The organism is Methylobacterium amylolyticum (assembly GCF_030700245.1).
Classification (GTDB): Bacteria; Pseudomonadota; Alphaproteobacteria; order Rhizobiales; family Beijerinckiaceae; genus Methylobacterium.
Window position 1 is genome coordinate 79,873 of sequence record NZ_JAUYZI010000020.1, and the last position, 17,694, is coordinate 97,566.

13 protein-coding genes are annotated in these 17,694 nt (G+C 74.8%); 6 read left to right on the plus strand and 7 right to left on the minus strand.

The genetic code is table 11. The features are described from left to right. Positions 1 to 13: 13 nt before the first annotated feature. A complete protein-coding gene (locus tag Q8W71_RS15660; RefSeq protein WP_305526311.1) occupies positions 14 to 2,275 on the plus strand; it encodes a ComEC/Rec2 family competence protein in 2,262 nt (753 codons plus the stop codon). On the opposite strand, the gene lexA is transcribed toward Q8W71_RS15660, so the two are convergent. From lexA to Q8W71_RS15690, 6 genes are all read right to left on the minus strand, one after another. Continuing rightward, a complete protein-coding gene (gene lexA / locus Q8W71_RS15665) occupies positions 2,269 to 3,000 on the minus strand; it encodes a transcriptional repressor LexA (RefSeq protein ID WP_305526312.1) in 732 nt (243 codons plus the stop codon). The genes Q8W71_RS15660 and lexA overlap by 7 nt on opposite strands. Positions 3,001 to 3,321: 321 nt before the next feature. Then, entirely contained in the window at positions 3,322 to 5,022 is a 1,701-nt protein-coding gene (locus Q8W71_RS15670) for a methyl-accepting chemotaxis protein (protein ID WP_305526313.1), read from the minus strand. 647 nt (positions 5,023 to 5,669) lie between these two features. Then, positions 5,670 to 6,380, minus strand: a complete 711-nt coding sequence (locus Q8W71_RS15675; protein WP_305526314.1) for a DUF1013 domain-containing protein — start codon at positions 6,378 to 6,380, stop codon at positions 5,670 to 5,672. A gap of 448 nt (positions 6,381 to 6,828) precedes the next feature. Continuing rightward, positions 6,829 to 9,093 carry a xanthine dehydrogenase family protein molybdopterin-binding subunit gene (locus Q8W71_RS15680; RefSeq protein WP_305526315.1) on the minus strand — a complete coding sequence of 755 codons (2,265 nt, stop codon included), beginning with the start codon at positions 9,091 to 9,093 and terminating at the stop codon, positions 6,829 to 6,831. An 11-nt stretch (positions 9,094 to 9,104) separates the two neighbouring features. Beyond that, on the minus strand, positions 9,105 to 10,145 hold the full coding sequence (locus Q8W71_RS15685) for an FAD binding domain-containing protein (RefSeq protein WP_305526316.1): 1,041 nt from the start codon (positions 10,143 to 10,145) through the stop codon (positions 9,105 to 9,107). Then, the gene (locus tag Q8W71_RS15690; protein ID WP_305526317.1) at positions 10,142 to 10,657 is read right to left on the minus strand and encodes a (2Fe-2S)-binding protein; all 516 of its coding nucleotides are present in this window, start codon (positions 10,655 to 10,657) and stop codon (positions 10,142 to 10,144) included. The genes Q8W71_RS15685 and Q8W71_RS15690 overlap by 4 nt, the downstream gene beginning before the upstream one ends. Before the next feature lie 246 nt (positions 10,658 to 10,903). Here Q8W71_RS15690 and Q8W71_RS15695 point away from each other — a divergent pair, with 246 nt between their 5' ends. After that, positions 10,904 to 11,155 carry a type II toxin-antitoxin system ParD family antitoxin gene (locus tag Q8W71_RS15695; RefSeq protein WP_305526318.1) on the plus strand — a complete coding sequence of 84 codons (252 nt, stop codon included), beginning with the start codon at positions 10,904 to 10,906 and terminating at the stop codon, positions 11,153 to 11,155. After that, a complete protein-coding gene (locus Q8W71_RS15700) occupies positions 11,152 to 11,469 on the plus strand; it encodes a type II toxin-antitoxin system RelE/ParE family toxin (protein ID WP_305526319.1) in 318 nt (105 codons plus the stop codon). The genes Q8W71_RS15695 and Q8W71_RS15700 overlap by 4 nt, the downstream gene beginning before the upstream one ends. On the opposite strand, the gene Q8W71_RS15705 is transcribed toward Q8W71_RS15700, so the two are convergent. Further along, complete coding sequence (locus Q8W71_RS15705; RefSeq protein ID WP_305526320.1) at positions 11,466 to 11,744, minus strand: hypothetical protein; 279 nt, start codon at positions 11,742 to 11,744, stop codon at positions 11,466 to 11,468. The two genes, Q8W71_RS15700 and Q8W71_RS15705, sit on opposite strands and share 4 nt — an antisense overlap. 148 nt (positions 11,745 to 11,892) lie before the next feature. Here Q8W71_RS15705 and Q8W71_RS15710 point away from each other — a divergent pair, with 148 nt between their 5' ends. The 3 genes from Q8W71_RS15710 to Q8W71_RS15720 all read left to right on the plus strand — a co-directional run bounded on the left by Q8W71_RS15710 (position 11,893) and on the right by Q8W71_RS15720 (position 17,586). Next, on the plus strand, positions 11,893 to 13,128 hold the full coding sequence (locus tag Q8W71_RS15710) for a sensor histidine kinase (protein WP_305526321.1): 1,236 nt from the start codon (positions 11,893 to 11,895) through the stop codon (positions 13,126 to 13,128). Positions 13,129 to 13,229: 101 nt separating this feature from the next. After that, positions 13,230 to 14,351: an efflux RND transporter periplasmic adaptor subunit gene (locus Q8W71_RS15715; RefSeq protein WP_370875428.1), complete on the plus strand. Its 1,122-nt coding sequence runs from the start codon at positions 13,230 to 13,232 to the stop codon at positions 14,349 to 14,351. Further along, positions 14,344 to 17,586, plus strand: coding sequence for an efflux RND transporter permease subunit (locus Q8W71_RS15720; protein WP_305526323.1), 3,243 nt, complete (start codon positions 14,344 to 14,346; stop codon positions 17,584 to 17,586). Before Q8W71_RS15715 ends, Q8W71_RS15720 begins: the two co-directional genes overlap by 8 nt. Positions 17,587 to 17,694 lie beyond the last annotated feature (108 nt).

A 17,694-nucleotide genomic window follows, 5' to 3' on the forward strand; every position in this document is an offset into this window, starting at 1 on the left:
ACGGCGGCGCGGCATGCAACGGATCGGCGCGAGGACGGCGGAGGGCGCGGTCGCCCCCGTCCGCGCGCGCCCGGCCCCGCTCTCCGCATTCTTGCCGACGCTCCTGTCTCCGCTCCGGGACGGGCTCGCCCGGGATCTCGCCCGCGAGGCCGAGCAGCGCCGGCTGTTCCCCTGGCTCGCGGTGGCGTTCGGGGCCGGGATCCTCGCGTTCTTCGCCGCCGCCGACGGGCAGCCCTGGCTGCCGGCCCCCCTGCTCGCGGCCGCCCTCTGCCTCGCCCTGACCCCGCGCCTCGGGACGCGCCCCGCCATCCTCGCCCTGACGCTGGCGCTGGCCGCCGGATTCCTCGGCTTCGCGGCGGCGGCGTGGCGCGTGCATCGCGTGGCGGCGCCGGTCCTGGCGCGCACGACGATCGCCCCGCTCACCGGCCTGATCGAGGCGCTCGACGAGCGGGAGGAGGGGGCCAGGCTCGTCATCCGGGTCGAGAGTCTGGGGGACTTGGCGCCCGAGGTCCGGCCGCTGCGGGTGCGGGTGTCGTTCCGCAAGGCGCCCCCGCTCCGGCCCGGGGACGCGATCGCGGCCAAGGCGCGGCTGCTGCCGCCCCCCGAGGCGGCCCGGCCCGGCGGCTACGACTTCGCCCGCGACGCCTACTTCCAGGGGATCGGCGCGGTGGGCTCGCTCGTCGGGCCGATCACCGTGCGGCCGGCCCCCGACGCGCCCCTGCGGCTGCGGCTCGCGGCAGGGCTGGACGCGGCGCGCAACGCGCTGACCCGGCGGATCGCCGAGGGCGGGGGCGGGCAGGCGGGGGCGGTGGCCGCCGCCCTGGTGACCGGCAAGCGCGGGCTGATCGCCCCCGGCACCAACGACGCCCTGCGGGCGGCGGGCATCTACCACGTGGTGTCGATCTCCGGGCTGCACATGGTGCTGGCCGCGGGCGTGGTGTTCTGGCTGGTGCGGGCGATCCTCGCCCTGGTGCCGCACTGCGCCCTGCGCTGGCCGATCAAGAAGATCGCGGCGCTCGCGGCGATGGCGGGGGTGACCGCCTACTGCGCCTTCTCGGGCTGGGACATCGCCGCCGAGCGCTCGCTGGTGATGACGCTGATCATGCTGGGCGCGATCCTCGTCGACCGGCCGGCCCTGTCGATGCGCAACCTCGCGCTCGCCGCCTTCGTCGCGCTGGCCCGGGAGCCCGAGGGGCTGCTCGGCCCGAGCTTCCAGATGTCGTTCGGGGCGGTGGCCGGGCTGATCGCCTGCGCGCGGCTGATCGACGGGCGCCTGTTCGCCCGGGAGGGGGCGGGGCGGCTCGGCCGCGCGCTCGCGCTCGGCCTCTCGGCGGTCGCGGGCACGCTCGCCACGACGCTGGTCGCCCAGGTCGCCACCGCGCCGTTCGCGACCTACCACTTCCAGACGCTGCAACCGTTCGGGCTCGTGGGCAACGCGCTGACCCTGCCGCTGGTCTCGCTGGCGGTGATGCCCTGCGCAGTGCTGGGCGTGCTCGCCTACCCCTTCGCCCTCGACGGGCCGGTCTGGTGGCTGATGGGGCGGGCGGTGGCCGGCATGCTGGCGATCTCGGAGTGGATCGCGGGCTTCGGGCGGGCCAACGTCGTCGTGCCGGCTTTCGGGACGGGGGCGCTGGCGCTGCTCGCCGCGGCTCTGCTCCTGGCGACGCTGCCCGTCTCGCGCCTGCGCCGGCTCGCGCTCGCGCCGGCCGCGCTGGGCCTCGCGCTTGCCGCCCTGCCCGCCCGCTACGACGTCTACGTCGACCGGCAGGGGAGCGGCGCGGCGGTGCGGGGCGCGGACGGGCGGCTCCAGGCGCTGGGCCGGCCCTCGGCCTTCGTGCTGGAGCAGTGGCTGCGGGCCGACGGCGACGGGCGGCGGGCCTCCGCCGTCGCCGAGGCGGGGGCGCGCTGCGACCGGCTCGGCTGCACCGCCCGGCTGCCGGACGGGCGCGCGGTGGCGCTGGTGCGGGACCGGCGGGCCTTCCCCGAGGACTGCGCCCGGGCGGCCGTGCTGATCACCCCGCTCAGCGCGCCACCGACCTGCGCCGGCCCGCTGGTGATCGACCGCCGGGCGCTCGCCGCGCACGGGGCCACCGCGCTCCGGGCCGGGCCGGACGGCTTCACCGCCGCCTACGCCCGCGCGTCCCCCCGGGCGCCGCCGTGGCGGGAGCGGCCGGAACAGGCGGTCGTGAAGCCGGCGGATCCGCCGACGGAGAGCAACGAGGGGGAGGGGGGGCCGGAGGCGTCGGGCGACGCGTCCCCCGCGCCGCTTCAGTAGCGGCGCACGAGGCTGACGAGCCGGCCCTGGATCCGCACCCGGTCGGGGCCGAGCACGCGGGTCTCGTAGGCGGGGTTGGCCGCCTCCAGGGCGATCGACGAGCCGCGGCGGCGCAGGCGCTTGAGCGTCGCCTCCTCGTCGTCGATCAGCGCGACGATGATGTCGCCGGTGTTGGCGGTCTCCTGCTTGCGGATCACCACGAGGTCGCCGTCGAGGATGCCGGCCTCGACCATCGAGTCGCCGCGCACCTCCAGGGCGTAGTGCTCGCCGCCCGACAGGAAGTCCGGCGAGAGGGTGACGGCGTGGCTCTGGTTCTGGATCGCCGCGATCGGCGTGCCGGCCGCGATCCGGCCCATCACCGGGATGGAGACGGCGCGCAGCGCCTCGGCGGCCACCGCGGGGGGTGGGGCCGGGGGCTGCTTGGCGCGCCCGCCCTCGACCACGCTCGGGGTGAAGCGGCGCGGCTCCGGGGCGGCGGGCTGGGCGGCGGCCTGCGGGCTCTGGCCCAGCGTCTCCGGCAGGCGGATCACCTCGATGGCCCGCGCCCGATTCGGCAGGCGGCGGAGGAAGCCGCGCTCCTCCAGGGCGGTGATCAGCCGGTGGATCCCGGATTTCGACTTGAGATCGAGCGCGTCCTTCATCTCGTCGAAGGAGGGCGGCACACCGCATTCCTGCATGCGCTGCTGGATGAAGCGCAGGAGATCCAACTGCTTGCGCGTGAGCATCGGCGGGCGACTCGCGGTGATGCGGTGAAACCGCAGAAACAAATCACGAACAGGTTAAACGTTCCGCACCTGTTCCGCAAGTGTCCGGCCACGCTTCGGCTGGATCCGGTTCCGGTCGCCCGTCCGCGCCTCGTCCGGGCCGGGGATTCTCACTCCGCCCGCCGGGGTCGGGGATCCGGCGGGGGAGAGGCCGCCGGGCGGCACCGCCCCCGGTCCGATCGGATCCTCCCATCCCTTCATCTCCTCATCCCGAGGCACGGGGTGGGAAAGCCCGATCCCGGACCGCTGCGGCGCGGACCGGGATCGGGGAGGCGGCCGGCGTCAGGCGGCGCGCACGGTGGCGAGGAAGCGGTGCACCTCCACCGTCAGCCCCTCGGACTGGCGCGACAGCTCGGAGGCCGAGGCCAGGACCTGGCTCGCCGCCGCCCCGGTCTCGTCCGAGGCCTGCGCCACCCCGGCGATGTTGCTCGTCACCTCCGCGGTCCCGGTCGAGGCCTGCGCCACGTTGCGCACGATCTCCTGCGTCGCCGCGCCCTGCTGCTCCACCGCCGCCGCGATCGTCGTCGCCACCGCGCTGATCTCGCGGATCTGCCCGGTGATGCCGCCGATCGCCGCCACCGCGTGGCCCGTCGCCGCCTGCACCTTGCCGATCTGCTCCGCGATCTCCTCGGTCGCCCGCGCCGTCTGGCCGGCGAGCGCCTTGACCTCGCTCGCCACCACCGCGAAGCCGCGCCCCGCCTCGCCGGCCCGCGCCGCCTCGATCGTCGCGTTGAGCGCCAGCAGGTTGGTCTGGCTGGCGATGTTCGAGATCAGCCCGACCACGTCGCCGATCCGGGCGACCGCGCCGTTGAGTTCCTGCACGAGGTGGGCCGTCTGGTCCGCCTCGCCCATCGCGCGCTGGGCCAGCGCCGCCGAGCCCTGCACCTGCCGGCCGATCTCCTGCACCGAGGCGCCGAGTTCCTCGGCCGCAGCCGCCACCGTGCCGACGTTCGAGGCCGCCTCCTCGGCCGCCGCGGCCACCGTGGTCGACTGGCTGGCGGTCTCGTTGGCGGTGGCGGTCATCTGCTGGGCGGTGGCCTGCAACTCGGTCGCGGCCGACGACACCTGCCCGACGATGCCGCCGACCGCGCCCTCGAAGCCGTCGGCGAGTTCCAGCATCGCCTGCTTGCGCGCGGCGGCGGCGGCCGCGTCGGCGATCTGCTTGCGCTCGGCCTCCTCGGCGGCCTTCCGCGCCACCATCGTCTTGATGGCCTCGACGGCCCGGCCGACGGCGCCGATCTCGTCGCCGCGCGCGGCTTCCGGGATGGCCGCGTCGATCTCGCCGCCGGCCATGCGCCGCAGCACCCCGACGAGGTTGGCCAGCGGGCGGGTGACGCCGAACACGACGATGCCGGCCGCCAGGGCGAGCGCCGCCAGCAGGCCGACCGCCGCCGCGACGATCAGGACCAGCGTCGACCGGTCGGCCTGCGCCTGCGCCCCGGCCTTGGCCGCCGCGAGTTCCCCCGTGAGCAGGTCGATCCGGGTCTGCGCGGCCTCGCGCACCTTCGCCCGCAGCGGCGTGCCTTCCTGCTGGGCGATCCGGCTCGCCGCCGCCCGGTCGCCCTTGAGGGCGAGGGCGTTCGACCGGTCGACGATCGCGAAGTAGCCCTTCATCAGGTCGCGCAGGGCCTGGTTGGAAGCCTTGCGCTCCGGGGTGTCGGCGAGGGCGATCAGCTTGTCGACCGCGCCGTAGGCCGTGGCGACCGCCGCATCGTAGCGGGTCCTGAAGTCGTCCAGCCCGCGCTCGTCCACCGCGAGGATGATGTTGCGGTTCTGGATCGTGGCCTCGCCGACGTAGACGCGGAGCTTGAGGACGTTCTCCAGACGTGTCGCCTGGACCTCGACGAGGGTCCGCGTGCGGCCCGCGAGGTCGTCCAGGGCGCCGCGCGCGTAGGCCACCAGCCCCACGGCGACCAGGGCGATGATCAGCAGCGGGATCGCCGACTTCAGCAGCAGGGAACTGTTGCGCAACACTCTCGTCATCGTCCCGTCTCCGTCGCCTCGGGCCATGCCCCGGGCAAGATTGACGAGGAACCCGGTCCTGCCCGCCCCCGGCAGGCACGGCCCGTCGGCTCCTCACGGCGACATGGAGTACGGGACGAAGATTAAATAAGGCTCGCCTCGTGACTGATTTCGTCAGATTCAGCCGGCGGATGAGGCTTTCGTTCTGTTGACTTCTCCCGCGCGCATCACAACCGGAGACTGAATTTTTCCGTCAAGGTTGCGTCGGTGAAGCGGAGGCGACACCGCTGCTCGGTGCCGTGCATGGGGCCGGTCGTCACGCTTCCGGAGAGAACACCCTCTGTGTCGATCCAATCTTGCGGCTGCGGCCGCAAAACGTCTCGACAGGTCCGCGAAATGCAGCCTTGAATAGGCAGGCGGAGACAGAACGATGTGCGGCTCGGACCCGCGATACGGGCTCGGTCGGGATCGGCTCTCTCCGCCTTCGCGAGCGGAGCGACGCGACCCCGCGGCGCCACGTCCTGTGAGGTCGCGCGGCCCTGGGTCGCTTCGCCTGCGGTTCGCGATGACGGCGCGGGCCCGGATCGCCGAACGGTTCAGACGGACACGACGTCCCGCGGCCTGCCGGATCGGGGCGCGGAGGCGCTCCGGCCCCGGGGCGGGGCGCCCTACTCCTCGTCGTCCGCGTCCTGATGCCGGCCCTTGAGGCGGGCGAAGACCGAGTCGGCGTCGATCCGCTCCTCGCGGCCGCCGCGGGGCGCATCGTCCTCGTCGGGCTCCGGCTCGCGGGCGGTGGAGACCTCGGTCGGCAGCAGGGAGGCGCCGCCCTCGGCCGCCAGCGCCGCCGGGCGGTCGGCCGCCGCGCGCTGCACCTCGAAGTCGAGGGCGATCTGGGTGGTCAGGCCCAGGGTCACCGGGTCCATCGGCTGGAGCGAGCCGGAATTCCAGTGGGTGCGCTCGCGGATCTGCTGGATCGTCGACTTGGTGGTGCCCACCAGCCGGATGATCTGTGCGTCCTTCAGCTCGGGGTGGTTGCGCAGCAGCCAGAGGATGGCGTTCGGCCGGTCCTGGCGGCGGGAGAGGGGGGTGTAGCGCGGGCCCTTGGTGGTGCGCTTCACCTCCGGCAGCTTCACCTTCGAGACCGCGGGCTTGAGCTTGTAGTGCGGCGCCTTCTGCGCCTTCTCGATCTCGTCGCGGGTGAGCTGGCCGGTGGAGACGGGGTCGAGCCCCTTGATCCCGGCGGCGACCTCGCCGTCGGCGATGCCCTTCACCTCCAGCGGGTGCAATTTGCAGAAATCGGCGATCTGCTCGAACGCCAGGGAGGTGTTCTCGACCAGCCACACGGCGGTGGCCTTCGGCATCAGCGGGCCCTGGGACATGCTCTCACGCGGCTCCAACCTGGCGGAACGGGTCGGGCCGGGAATCGGGCCGCGGGCTCCGGATCGCACCGATCCGGACAGGTCCCGTGTCACGCTCGAATAAGGGGATGGCGGTATATAGGCCCGGGCGGGGAGGGGCGCAATCGCCGAGACGGCCGGGACGCCGATCCCGCCCGGACGGAAGGCGGCGTCCGCCCGAGCCCCCGGGACGATCCCCCCTTCACGCCCCGGCTGCGCGGCCGGTCCACACTCCGCCGCATCCTGCGACCGGGCAGACGGCGCTGCCGATCGACGGGGTCGGCCCCCGGCTTCACACGGCGTTTTGTGGACACTGCCCGCAGGGCCTCTCCGCCGTTCGCGCCCGGATCGGGAAATCTCGATCCGGGCGGAGAGGAAGATGGCGTCCTGCTCGAGGGACGGCGCGGCTCTCCGCGAAATCCCGAAACAATCAGCCCAGCAGCTTGTCCAGGGTGATCGGGATGTCGCGCACCCGCATCCCCGTGGCGTGCCAGACCGCGTTGGCGATGGCGCCGGCGGTGCCGGTGATGCCGATCTCGCCGACGCCCTTGACGCCGAGCGCGTTCACCACCGCGTCGTCCTCGTGGACGAGGATCGCCTCCATGGCCGGGATGTCGGCGTTCACCGGCAGATGGTACTCGGCGAGGTTGTCGTTGAGGAAGCGCCCGGTGCGCGGGTCCATCTCCGCCCGCTCGTGCAGGGCGAAGGACAGGCCCCAGATCATCCCGCCGTAATACTGGCTGCGCACGAGGCGCGGGTTGATCACCCGGCCCGCCGCGAAGGCGCCGACCAGCCGGCTCACCCGGATCTGGCCGAGGTCGGGGTCGACCTTCACCTCGGCGAACACGGCCCCGTGGGCGTGCATGGCGTAGGATTTCTGGGCCGCCGGGTCGGCGCCGGCCTTGCCCGTGCCCTCGATCCGCGCCCGGCCGGCGCGGGCCAGGATGTCGGCGAAGGACTCGCTGCGGCCCGGGTCGTCGCGGCGGGTCAGGCGCCCGTTCGCGGCGGTGACGCCCGCGTTGCCCGCCCCGTAGAGCGGCGAGGCCGGGTCGGCGGTCGCCAGCGCGGCGAGCTGGGCGACCACGTCCCCCGCGGCGGCGTGGATCGCGTTGCCGGCGGTTGCCGTGTGGCCCGAGCCGCCGGCGATCCCGGCGCTCGGCAGGTCGGACGAGCCCATCCGGAAGGTCAGCGCCTCCATGCCGATGCCGAGGCCGTCGGCGGCGATCTGGGCGAGCGCGGTCCAGGCGCCCTGGCCCATGTCGAGGGCCCCGAGTTCGACCGTGCCGGTGCCGTCGGCGCGGATCTCGGCCCGGGCCTGCCCCTCGAAGATCAGCGCCGGGAAGGTCGCGGTGCCGACGCCGGTGCCGACCAGGAACCCGTCCCGGTCCCGGGTCTGGCGCGGCTTCAGCGGCCGCCCGGCCCAGCCGAACGCCTCGGCGCCACGACTGTAGCACTCCCGCAGGGCCTTGGAGGAGAACGGCTTGCCGGTGATCGGCTCGACCTCGGCGTAGTTGGCCAGCCGCAGTTCGAGCGGGTCCATGTTCAGGTCGTGGGCCAGCTCGTCGAGCGCGCTCTCGATCGCCACGCTGCCCGAGGCCTCGCCGGGGGCGCGCATGAACAGCGGCGTGCCGGTATCGAGCCGCACCGCCTCGTGGCGGACCGCGATGGCGGGGCTGGCGTACAGGGTGCTGGTGACGCGCCCCGCCGGCTCGAAGAAGTCGTCGAAGCTCGACGAGGCCGTGAGGATGTGGTGGTCCAGCGCGGTGAGCTTGCCGCCCGCGTCGGCGCCGAGGCGCACCGTCTGCCGGGTCGGGCCGCGATGGCCCATCGGGCCGTACATCTGCGCGCGGGTCGGCACGAGCTTGACCGGGCGGCCGACGAGCTTGGCCGCCATGCAGGCCAGCACCTGCGGGCCGGCCGGCACGCCCTTCGAGCCGAAGCCGCCGCCGAGATAGGGGCTCTCGATGTGGATGTCGGAGGGCCGGATGCCGAACAGGGCGGCGAGCCGGCCTTGCGCGATGGCCAGCCCCTGCGTCGGCATGTGCAGGGTCAGCCGGTCGCCCTCCCACTGCGCCACCGCCGCGTGCGGCTCCATGGCGTTGTGGTACTGGGCCGGCGTCTCGTAGGTCGCCGCGATTTTCTGGGATGCGGCCGCGAGCCCGGCATCCACGTCGCCCTCACCCTCGGAGGCGGGGGCGCCCACGCCGACCGAGTCGGGGGTGAACACCTCGCCCGCGTTGAGCCCGATGCGCGGCGTCTCGGCCGCGTAGGTCGGGGCGAGCAGCCGCGCCCCCTCGGTCGCCGCCTCCAGGGTCTCGGCGATCACCACCGCGACCGGCTGGTTGGCGTAGCGCACCCGGTCGTTCTGGAGGACGTCGAGGCGGAAGGTGAAGGGCACGTCCTTCAGGTCCGGGTCCTTGGCGAGCTTCGGGGCGTTCTCCGGCGTCATCACCGCGACGACGCCGGGATGGGCCTCAGCCGCCGCCACGTCGAGGCCGGTGACGCGGCCCCGGGCGATGCGGGCGACGCAGAGCGCGGCGTGGAGCGTGCCGGGGGGCAGGTTGTCGGCGGCGAAGCGGGCCTGTCCCCGCACCTTGAGCGGGCCGTCGCGGCGGGTGAGCGGCTGGCCGATGCTGGAGCCGTGGCGGGTGTCGCCAGTGGGCGTGGATGGCGCGGGCACAGACGTCGCGGTCATGGGAAAGAACCTCAGACGATGCCGAAGGGGGAGGCGGGCAGGGCCGGCACGCGGGCGGGCGTGCCGGCGGCGGCGAGCGCCAGCGCCCGGGCGGCCACCCGCCGGGCGAGCTCGATCTTGAAGGCGTTGGCCTCGCCCGAGGGCTTGGCGTCGGAGAGCGCGATCTCCGCCGCCCGCGCGAACGCCTCGGGGGCGGGGGTCTGGCCGGCGAGCGCGTCCTCGGCCTCGCGCACCCGCCAGGGCTTGAGCGCGAGCCCGCCGAGGGCGAGCCGGGCGCGCCCGATCCGCCCGCCGTCGAGGGTCAGCGCCGCGGCCGCCGAGACCACGGCGAAGGCGTAGGAGGTGCGGTCGCGGACCTTGAGGTAGCGGGCGTTGCCCCGGAACCCCGCCGCCTCCGGCGGCAGCAGGATTGCGGTGATCAGCTCGCCCGGCTCCAGCGCCGTCTCCCGCTCCGGATGGTCCCCCGGCAGGCGGTGGAAGTCGGCCAGCGGCACGGTCCGGGTGCCCCCGGGGCCTTCGATCTCGACGACGGCGTCGAGTGCGGCCAGCGGCACGCAGAAATCGGAGGGGTGGGTGGCGATGCAGTGCGCGCTCCAGCCCGCGACCGCGTGGAGGCGGGTGGGATGGCCGAGCGCGGCGCAGCCCGAGCCCGCCGCGCGCTTGTTGCAGGGGGAGACCGCGTCGGTGAAGTACGGGCAGCGGGTGCGCTGCATCAGGTTGCCGCCCACCGTCGCGGCGTTGCGCAGTTGCGCCGAGGCGCCGGCGAGCAGCGCCTCCGCCACCATCGGGTAGGCCTTGGCGAAGGCGGCGTCGTGGGCGAGGTCGCTGTTGCGCACCAGCGCGCCGACCCGGGCGCCGCCGTCGGGCAGCATCGCGATCCCCGACAGGCCGGGCAGGCGGGTGATGTCGACGAGGTGGGCCGGCGTCTCCACCCCGCCCTTCATCAGGTCGACGAGGTTGGTGCCGGCCGCGAGGTAGGCGGCGCCGGGCTTTTGCGCCGCCGCGATTGCCCCGGCGATATCGGAGGCGCGGGTGTAGTCGAAGCGGATCACGCGGCGTCCTCCTGCGGCTGCGCGCGGCCGGCGGCGTCGCGCGACGCCCCTCGCGACGCCTCTTGCACCGCTTCCAGGATGCCGGCGTAGGCGCCGCAGCGGCAGAGGTTGCCGCTCATCCCCTCGCGGATGCGCTCGGGATCGGTCCCGGCCCGGCCCTCGCGGATCAGGCCGACCGCGCTCATGATCTGGCCCGGGGTGCAGAAGCCGCACTGGAAGCCGTCATGGGCGATGAAGGCCGCCTGCACCGGGTGCAGCGCGTCGCCCTCGGACAGGCCCTCGATGGTGGTCACCTCGGCCCCGTCGAGGCTCGCGGCGAGCTGGAGGCAGGCGTTGATCCGCCGCCCGTCGACGAGGACGGTGCAGGCGCCGCACTGGCCGCGGTCGCAGCCCTTCTTCGCGCCGGTGAGGCCGAGCCGCTCGCGCAGCAGGTCGAGGAGGGTGACGCGGGGATCGTCGAGGTCGATCGTGCGGGGCTGCCCGTTCAGGGTCAGCCTGAGGGGGATGGTCATGCAGCGGTCCCGGCTCTCTTAAGCTGGAACCGTTACAACTAGACGGCGGCACGGACCGGGCGAGCCCCCGGGTGGGGACGATGTGCGCGATCTCACGTCGCGGATCGGGCGGTGCTCGTCGCGGCGCCTTCGTCCGCACGCCGGCCGCGGAGCCGTGTCGCCGCCGCCTTAACAGATGGTCGTGCAGGCCCCGTTCCTGCTAACGTGCGGCTTCCGATCGTGCGGCTTCGCGAGAGAGGTGGGGCGATGGACGTCTCCGTCGGAGAGCGCTGGGAAGACTTCATCGCGCGCGTCGTGCGCGACGGCCGCTACGGCTCGGCCAGCGAGGTCGTGCGCGAGGGCCTGCGCCTCGTCGAGGAGCGGGAGTCCCGCCTGACGGCACTGCGGCGGACGCTGGATGCCTCGATCGCCGCCGGCGGTCACGCGGGCGAGGCGGAGATCGACGCGGCGCTCGACGCGACGGCGGCCGAGCTGGAGGCGCGCGGCTTCCGCGCATGAGACGTGCGGTCTTCCTCGCCGCTGCGCGGGCCGACCTCGTCGACATCCTCGTTCATATCACGGAGAGCAGCGGCAGCATCGCGACGGGTCGGGCCGACGTCGAGGAATTGCGGGCCCAGTGCCACAAGCTCGCCGGACTTCCGGGAACCCTGGGACGTGCGCGGCCCGAGTTGCGGCCGGACGTCCGAAGCTTTCCCTACCGCCATCACATCCTGTATTTCCGCTACGTCGGCGGCGCGTTCGAGGTCGTGAACATCCTGCACGCCCGCCGCGACGTGGCGGATCTCTTCTCCGGCGGCGACGCGTTGCGTTAGCGCCCGACCGCACCCCGCAGCGCGGCCACCAGCGTCTCGACCGCCTCCTGCGCCGCCGCGCCGAGGTCGATCTCGGTCTCGCCGGCCGTGGCGAGGCCGCGCGCCTCCAGCTCCTTCACGCCCTCCGGGTCGGCCTCGTGGCCGGCGCCGTCCCGGCGGATCACCGAGGTCACGCGCTCGCCGCTGACGAGGCGGTGATAGGCCGCGAAGGCGAGGATCGAGAGCGCGTGGTCCGAGAGTCCCGCCACGTCGTGTCCCTTCACGTCTTCGGCCATTGCCCCTCACCCTCTTCAATCGTCAGTTGTCCGTCGGCAGTCGAGAGAGCGAACGCGCCCCCGCCCGCGAAGGTCCCGGGACGGTCCCGGGGCAGACGAAAGGCCGCGGCGTCGCCTCGGCGGGCGCATCCTGCTAGGCTCGGGCATCATGAGTGCCGTACCTGAACAGGCCCGCGTGGAGCCGAGCCCGACGGACCCGAACCCCGGCGCGCTGCCCCCCGCCGAACTCGACTTCCGCCTGCGCCAGCAGGCGATCCTCTCCGAGTTCGGGGTCGAGGCGCTGCGCGGCACCGACGTGGACCGGCTGCTGCAGCGGGCGGCCGAGCTGTGCGCGCAGGGCATGGGCGCCGAGTTCTGCAAGGCGCTGGAATACCTGCGCGGCGAGGACACGCTGCTGGTGCGCGCCGGCGTCGGCTGGGGGCCGGAGGTGCTGGGGCAGGCCCGGGTCGGCGCCGACCTCGCCTCGCCCGCGGGCTACGCCCTCAAGACCGGGCGGCCGGTGATCTCGAACCACCTCGCGCAGGAGACCCGGTTCCGCACGCCCCAGCTCATGGCCGAGCACGGCATCCGGCGGGCGATCAACGTGCTGATCGAGAACCGCGACGGCGCCTTCGGCGTGCTGGAGGTGGACGACACCCGCGAGGGCGTGTTCGCGGAGGCCGACATCGCCTTCATGCAGGGCTTCGCCAACCTGCTCGGCGGGGCGATCGAGCGCCAGCGCACGGAAAGCTTGCTGCGCGCCGCGCTCAGTCGCCAGGACCTGCTCGCCCGGGAGATGAGCCACCGGGTGAAGAACAGCCTCGCCATCGTCGCGAGCCTGCTCGCCCTCCAGGCCCGGGCCGCCGACAGCGAGGCGGTCCAGGCCGCGCTCTCCGACGCCCGCAGCCGGGTCGAGGCGATCGCCGGCGTCCACGACCAGCTCTGGCGGCAAGGCGATAAAGTTGCGGAGGGGGAGGGGGTGCCGGGCGAGATCGACCTCGCCCCCTTCCTGGAGAAGCTCGTGGCCAACCTCGCGAGCGGCGCGCCGGGCCACCGGCTCGTCTGCACGGCGGAGCCGCAGCGGATGTCCGCCGACCGGGCGATCCCGATCGGGCTCCTCGTCAACGAGCTCGTCACCAACGCCCTGAAATACGCCTACCCCGCCGAGACCTTCCCGGACGGCGGCGAGATCCGGGTGCGGGCCGAGCGCCACCTCGACGGCCTCGCCGTCGAGGTGGGCGACGACGGGGTCGGGCTGCCGGCGGGCTTCGAGATCGGCCGCGCCTCCCGCAGCCTCGGCATGCGCGTGGTCGGCAGCCTCGCCCGCCAGCTCGGCGGCAAGCTGGCGACGCCGCCGGAGGGGCGGGGCGCCCGCTTCCGCCTGGAGGTGCCGCTGGAGGGGTGAGGCGCCGTCCCGCCCCCACGCCCCGCGATCGGGTAGATTCCGAAACAGAAACCGGGCAAAAGTGGCAATTCGCTTCGTGCGGGGCCGGGGAGGGGTGCGTGGTGCGACGGCGGGCCATCCTGTCCGCGGGGCTGGTGCTCGGCGCGGCCGCCCTCGGCGCCATCGCCCTGACCGAGACGGGCGCGGGCCTGCGGGCGGGGGCTGCCCCGGCGATGATCGCCCCGCTGCTCGCCGACCTGCGCGCCCGCCTGCCCGCGATCCCGTTCGCCCGCCCGCCCGAGCCCGAGCGGGGCCCGCCCCCGACCCGCACCGCCGTGGAGGACGGGCGCACCGTGGTGCGGCTCACGGGCCCCGAGCGCGCCCGGATCGGCCTTGTCACCGCGACCCTGCCGGCGACCGCCCACCGCCAGGAGCTGACCGCCTACGGCAGCGTCCTCGACCTCGCCCGGGTGACCGAGCTGACCAACAGCTACGCGGGCGCGCTCGCCGCCCTCCAGACCGCCCGGGCCCGGGCCGAGGTCTCGGCGAGCGCGGCGCGGCGGGCCCGCAGCCTCGGCGTCGCGGCGATGGCCGCCGCCCAGATCGAGGCGGCGGAGGGCGCCGCGCTGACCGACCAGGCCGCCGTGACCGCCGCCGAGTCGCAGTTGCGCACGCTCGCCGCCACGGCCCAGCAGGAATGGGGGCCGGTGATCGGCCGGGCGATCGTCGCGCGCAGCCCCCTGGTCACCCGGCTGATCGAGCGCGCCGAGTTCCTGATGCAGGTCACCCTGCCGCCGGGGGAGGGGCTCTCCGCGCCGCCGCGGGACGCCTTCGCCGAGGTGCCGCCGCAGAGCGCGCGGGTCGCCCTGAGCCTCGTCTCGCCCGCCACCCGCACCGACCCGCGGGTCCAGGGGCAGAGCTTCTTCTACCGCGTCTCCGGCGACAGCGGCCTCCTGCCCGGCATGAGCACCATGGCCTTCCTGCCGGCCGAGCGGGAGGCGCGGGGCGTCCTCGTGCCCGAGGACGCGGTGGTGCACGGCGAGGGCGGCACCTGGGTCTACCGGGGAGTGGGGGAGGGCGGCTACGTCCGCCACCTGGTCCCGCCCGACGCGCCGATGTCGGCCGACGCCTTCGTGGTCGGGGATCTGGCGGACGGCAGCGAGATCGTGCTGCGGGGCGGCCAGGCGCTGCTCTCCGAGGAGATGAAGGCCCGCATCCGCGTCGTGGGCGACGACGATGACTGAGCAGGTCCCGGATGAGGCGGGCCCGGCCGGGCCCGTCTCCGGCCCCCAGGCGGCGCTGGTCGGGTTCGCGGTCCGGCTGCCGCGGGTGGTGCTGGCGCTGGCCGCGGCGCTGCTCGTCTTCGGCCTCTTCGCCCTGCGGGACGCCCGCTACGACGTCTTCCCGGAATTCGCGCCGCCGACGGTGACGATCCAGACCGAGGCGCCGGGCCTCGACCCGGAGCAGGTCGAGGTGCTGGTCACCCAGGCGGTCGAGGTGGCGGTCGGCGGCCTGCCGGGGCTGGAGACCCTGCGCTCCTCCTCGATCCAGGGCCTGTCGGTGATCACCGCCGCGTTCCGGGCGGGCAGCGACGTCGACCGGGTGCGCCAGCGCGTCGGCGAACGCCTCGCCGCCCTGGCGGGGCGGCTGCCGCAGGGGGTGATGCCGCCGGCGATGACGGCGCTGACCTCCGCCACCTCCACGGTGCTGCTGGTCGGGCTGACCTCCGACACCCGCGACGCGATGGACCTGCGGGCGCTGGCCGACTGGACCGTGCGCCTGCGCCTCCAGGCGGTGCCGGGCATCGCCCAGGTCTCGGTCTACGGCGGCGCGGTCCGCTCCCTCCAGGTGCAGGTGCGGCCCGACGACCTGATCCGCTTCCAGGTCGGCCTCAACGACGTGCTCGCCGCCGCCCGCAAGGCGACCGGCGTGCGCGGGGCGGGCTTCGTCGACACCCCCAACCAGCGGGTGGTGCTGCGCACCGAGGGGCAGGCGCTCACCCCCGAGGCGCTGGGGCGCACGGTGCTGGTCAACGAGGGCGGGGCGAGCGTGGTGCTGTCCGACGTGGCCACCGTCACCGCCGCGCCGGAGCCCGCCATCGGCGGGGCGCTGGTCGACGGCAAGCCCGGCGTGCTGCTGATGGTCGGCGCCGGGATCGGGGTCGACACCCGCGCGGTGACGGCGCGGCTGGAGGCGGCCCTGGAGGAGCTGCGCCCGGCGCTGACCCGCGAGGGCGTGTCGTTGCGCCCCGACCTGTTCCGCCCGGCCAACTTCGTGGACGCGGCCAACGGCAACGTCATCCAGGCGCTGGCGCTCGGCGGGGCGCTGGTGGTGATCGTGCTGCTCGTCTTCCTCGCCGACTGGCGCAGCGCCCTGATCAGCGCGGCGGCGATCCCGCTCTCGCTGATCGCCGCCGCGCTCAGCCTCCAGGCCTGGGGCGAGAGCCTCAACACCATGACGCTCGGCGGCCTCGCGCTCGCCATCGGCGAGGTGGTCGACGACGCGGTGATCGGCGTCGAGAACGTCGCCCGCCGCCTGCGCGGGGCAGGGGAGGGAACAGGAGGCGGGGCAGGGGAGAGGACGGGTCGGGGCGGGGCGGCCCGGATCGTCCGCGACGCCATCCTGGAGGTGCGCGGCTCGGTCGCCTACGCGACGCTCGCCGTGCTGCTGATGTTCCTGCCGGTGCTGGCGCTGACGGGGGTGGCCGGGCGCCTGTTCGGGCCGCTCGCGCTCGCCTACATCGCCGCAGTCCTGGCCTCGCTCCTCGTCGCGCTGACGGTGACGCCGGCGCTCGCCCTGCTGCTGCTCGGACGGGGCGGGGCGGCGCGCGCCGCCGAGCCGCCCGCGGTGCGCTGGAGCCGGGCGCTCTACCTGGGTCTGCTCGCGCGGATCGGCCGGGCGCCGCGCACGATCATCACCGGAAGCGTGCTCGCGACGCTCGCCGGCGCCGCCCTCCTCCCGACGCTGGGCGCCGCCTTCCTGCCCGACCTCAAGGAGGGCCACCTGATCCTGCACATGGCCGCCGCCCCGGGCACCTCGGTGCGGGAATCGGAGCGGCTCGGCGCGCTGATCACCGGGGACCTGAAGGCGATCCCGGGGGTGCGGGCGGTGGCCTCGCAGATCGGCCGGGCCGAGGCCGGGCAGGACACGGCCGGCCCGCACTACAGCGAGATCCACATCGACCTCGACCCCGGCCTCGACGGGGCCGGCCAGCGGGCGGTCGAGGCCGGGATCCGCGCGCTGATCGCCGGCTTTCCCGGGGCGGCCTTCTCCCTGAAGACCTTCCTGACCGAGCGGATCGAGGAGACGGTCTCGGGGTTCACCGCGCCGGTCGTCGTCAACGTGGTGGGCAACGACCTCGACCGGATCGAGGCCGCCGCCCGCGCGGTGGCCCGGGAACTGGCGGAGGTGCGGGGCGCGCGCGACGTGCAGCAGGCCTCCCCCGCCGGGCTGCCCCAGGTGACCGTGGCCCTGCGCCCGGCGGACCTGCGCCACTGGGGCCTCGACGCGGTGGACGTGCTGGAGGCGGTCCGCACCGCCTACCAGGGCGACGTGGTCGGCCAGACCTACCGCGGCAACGCCGTGTTCAACGTCCTCGTCATCCTCGACGCGCGGGCGCGGGGGCGCCTGAGCGCGGTGGGCGACCTGCCCCTGCGCACGCCCGGCGGGCGCTACGTCCGCCTGTCGCAGGTCGCCGAGGTCTACGAGAGCGCCGGCCGCTACCAGGTGCAGCACCTCGGCGCGCAGCGGGTGCAGGCGGTGACCGCCAACGTCGAGGGCCGGGACGTGGCGGGCTTCGTCGAGGCCGCCCGGCGCAAGATCGCCCGCGAGGTGCGGCTGCCCGAGGGCGTCTACGTCGCCTTCGCCGGGGCGGCGGACGCGCAGGCCGCGGCGCGGCGCGACCTCCTGGTCCACGCCGCGCTCGCCGGCTTCGGCATCGTGCTGCTGCTCGCGGTCGTCACCGGATCGGGGGCCAACCTGCTGCTGGTGCTCGCCAACCTCCCCTTCGCCTTCGTCGGCGGCGTGGCGGCTGCGGCGCTCACCGGCGGCGTGCTGTCGCTCGGCTCGATCGTCGGCTTCGTCACCCTGTCGGGCATCTCCCTGCGCAACAGCGTGATGATGATCGCCCATTACGAGCATCTCGTCACGGTCGAGGGCCGGCGCTGGGACGCGGCCACCGCGGCCGACGGCGCCGCCGACCGGATGGTGCCGATCCTGATGACCTCCCTCGTCACCGGGCTGGGCCTGCTGCCGCTGGCGCTGGGGGCGGGCGAGCCCGGCCGCGAGATCGAGGGCCCGATGGCGCAGATCATCCTCGGCGGCCTCATGAGCTCCACCCTGCTCACGCTCGCGGTGCTGCCGGTTCTGGCCCTGCGCTTCGCCCGGTTCCGGGGCGGGGAGGGGGGTGGCAAGGGGCGTGGCAAGGGGCGTGGCAAGGGGAACGGGACGCGGGCGGGCGAGGGGACCCGGGCCGCGTGAGGCGGGCTCCCTCCTCCGCGCGGGCCGAGGCGTCGCGTCTTTGGCGACGACCCGCCGCGTGATGTACGATCCGTGCCGCGCTCCCCGGCGGACCGGTTGCCGTCTCGA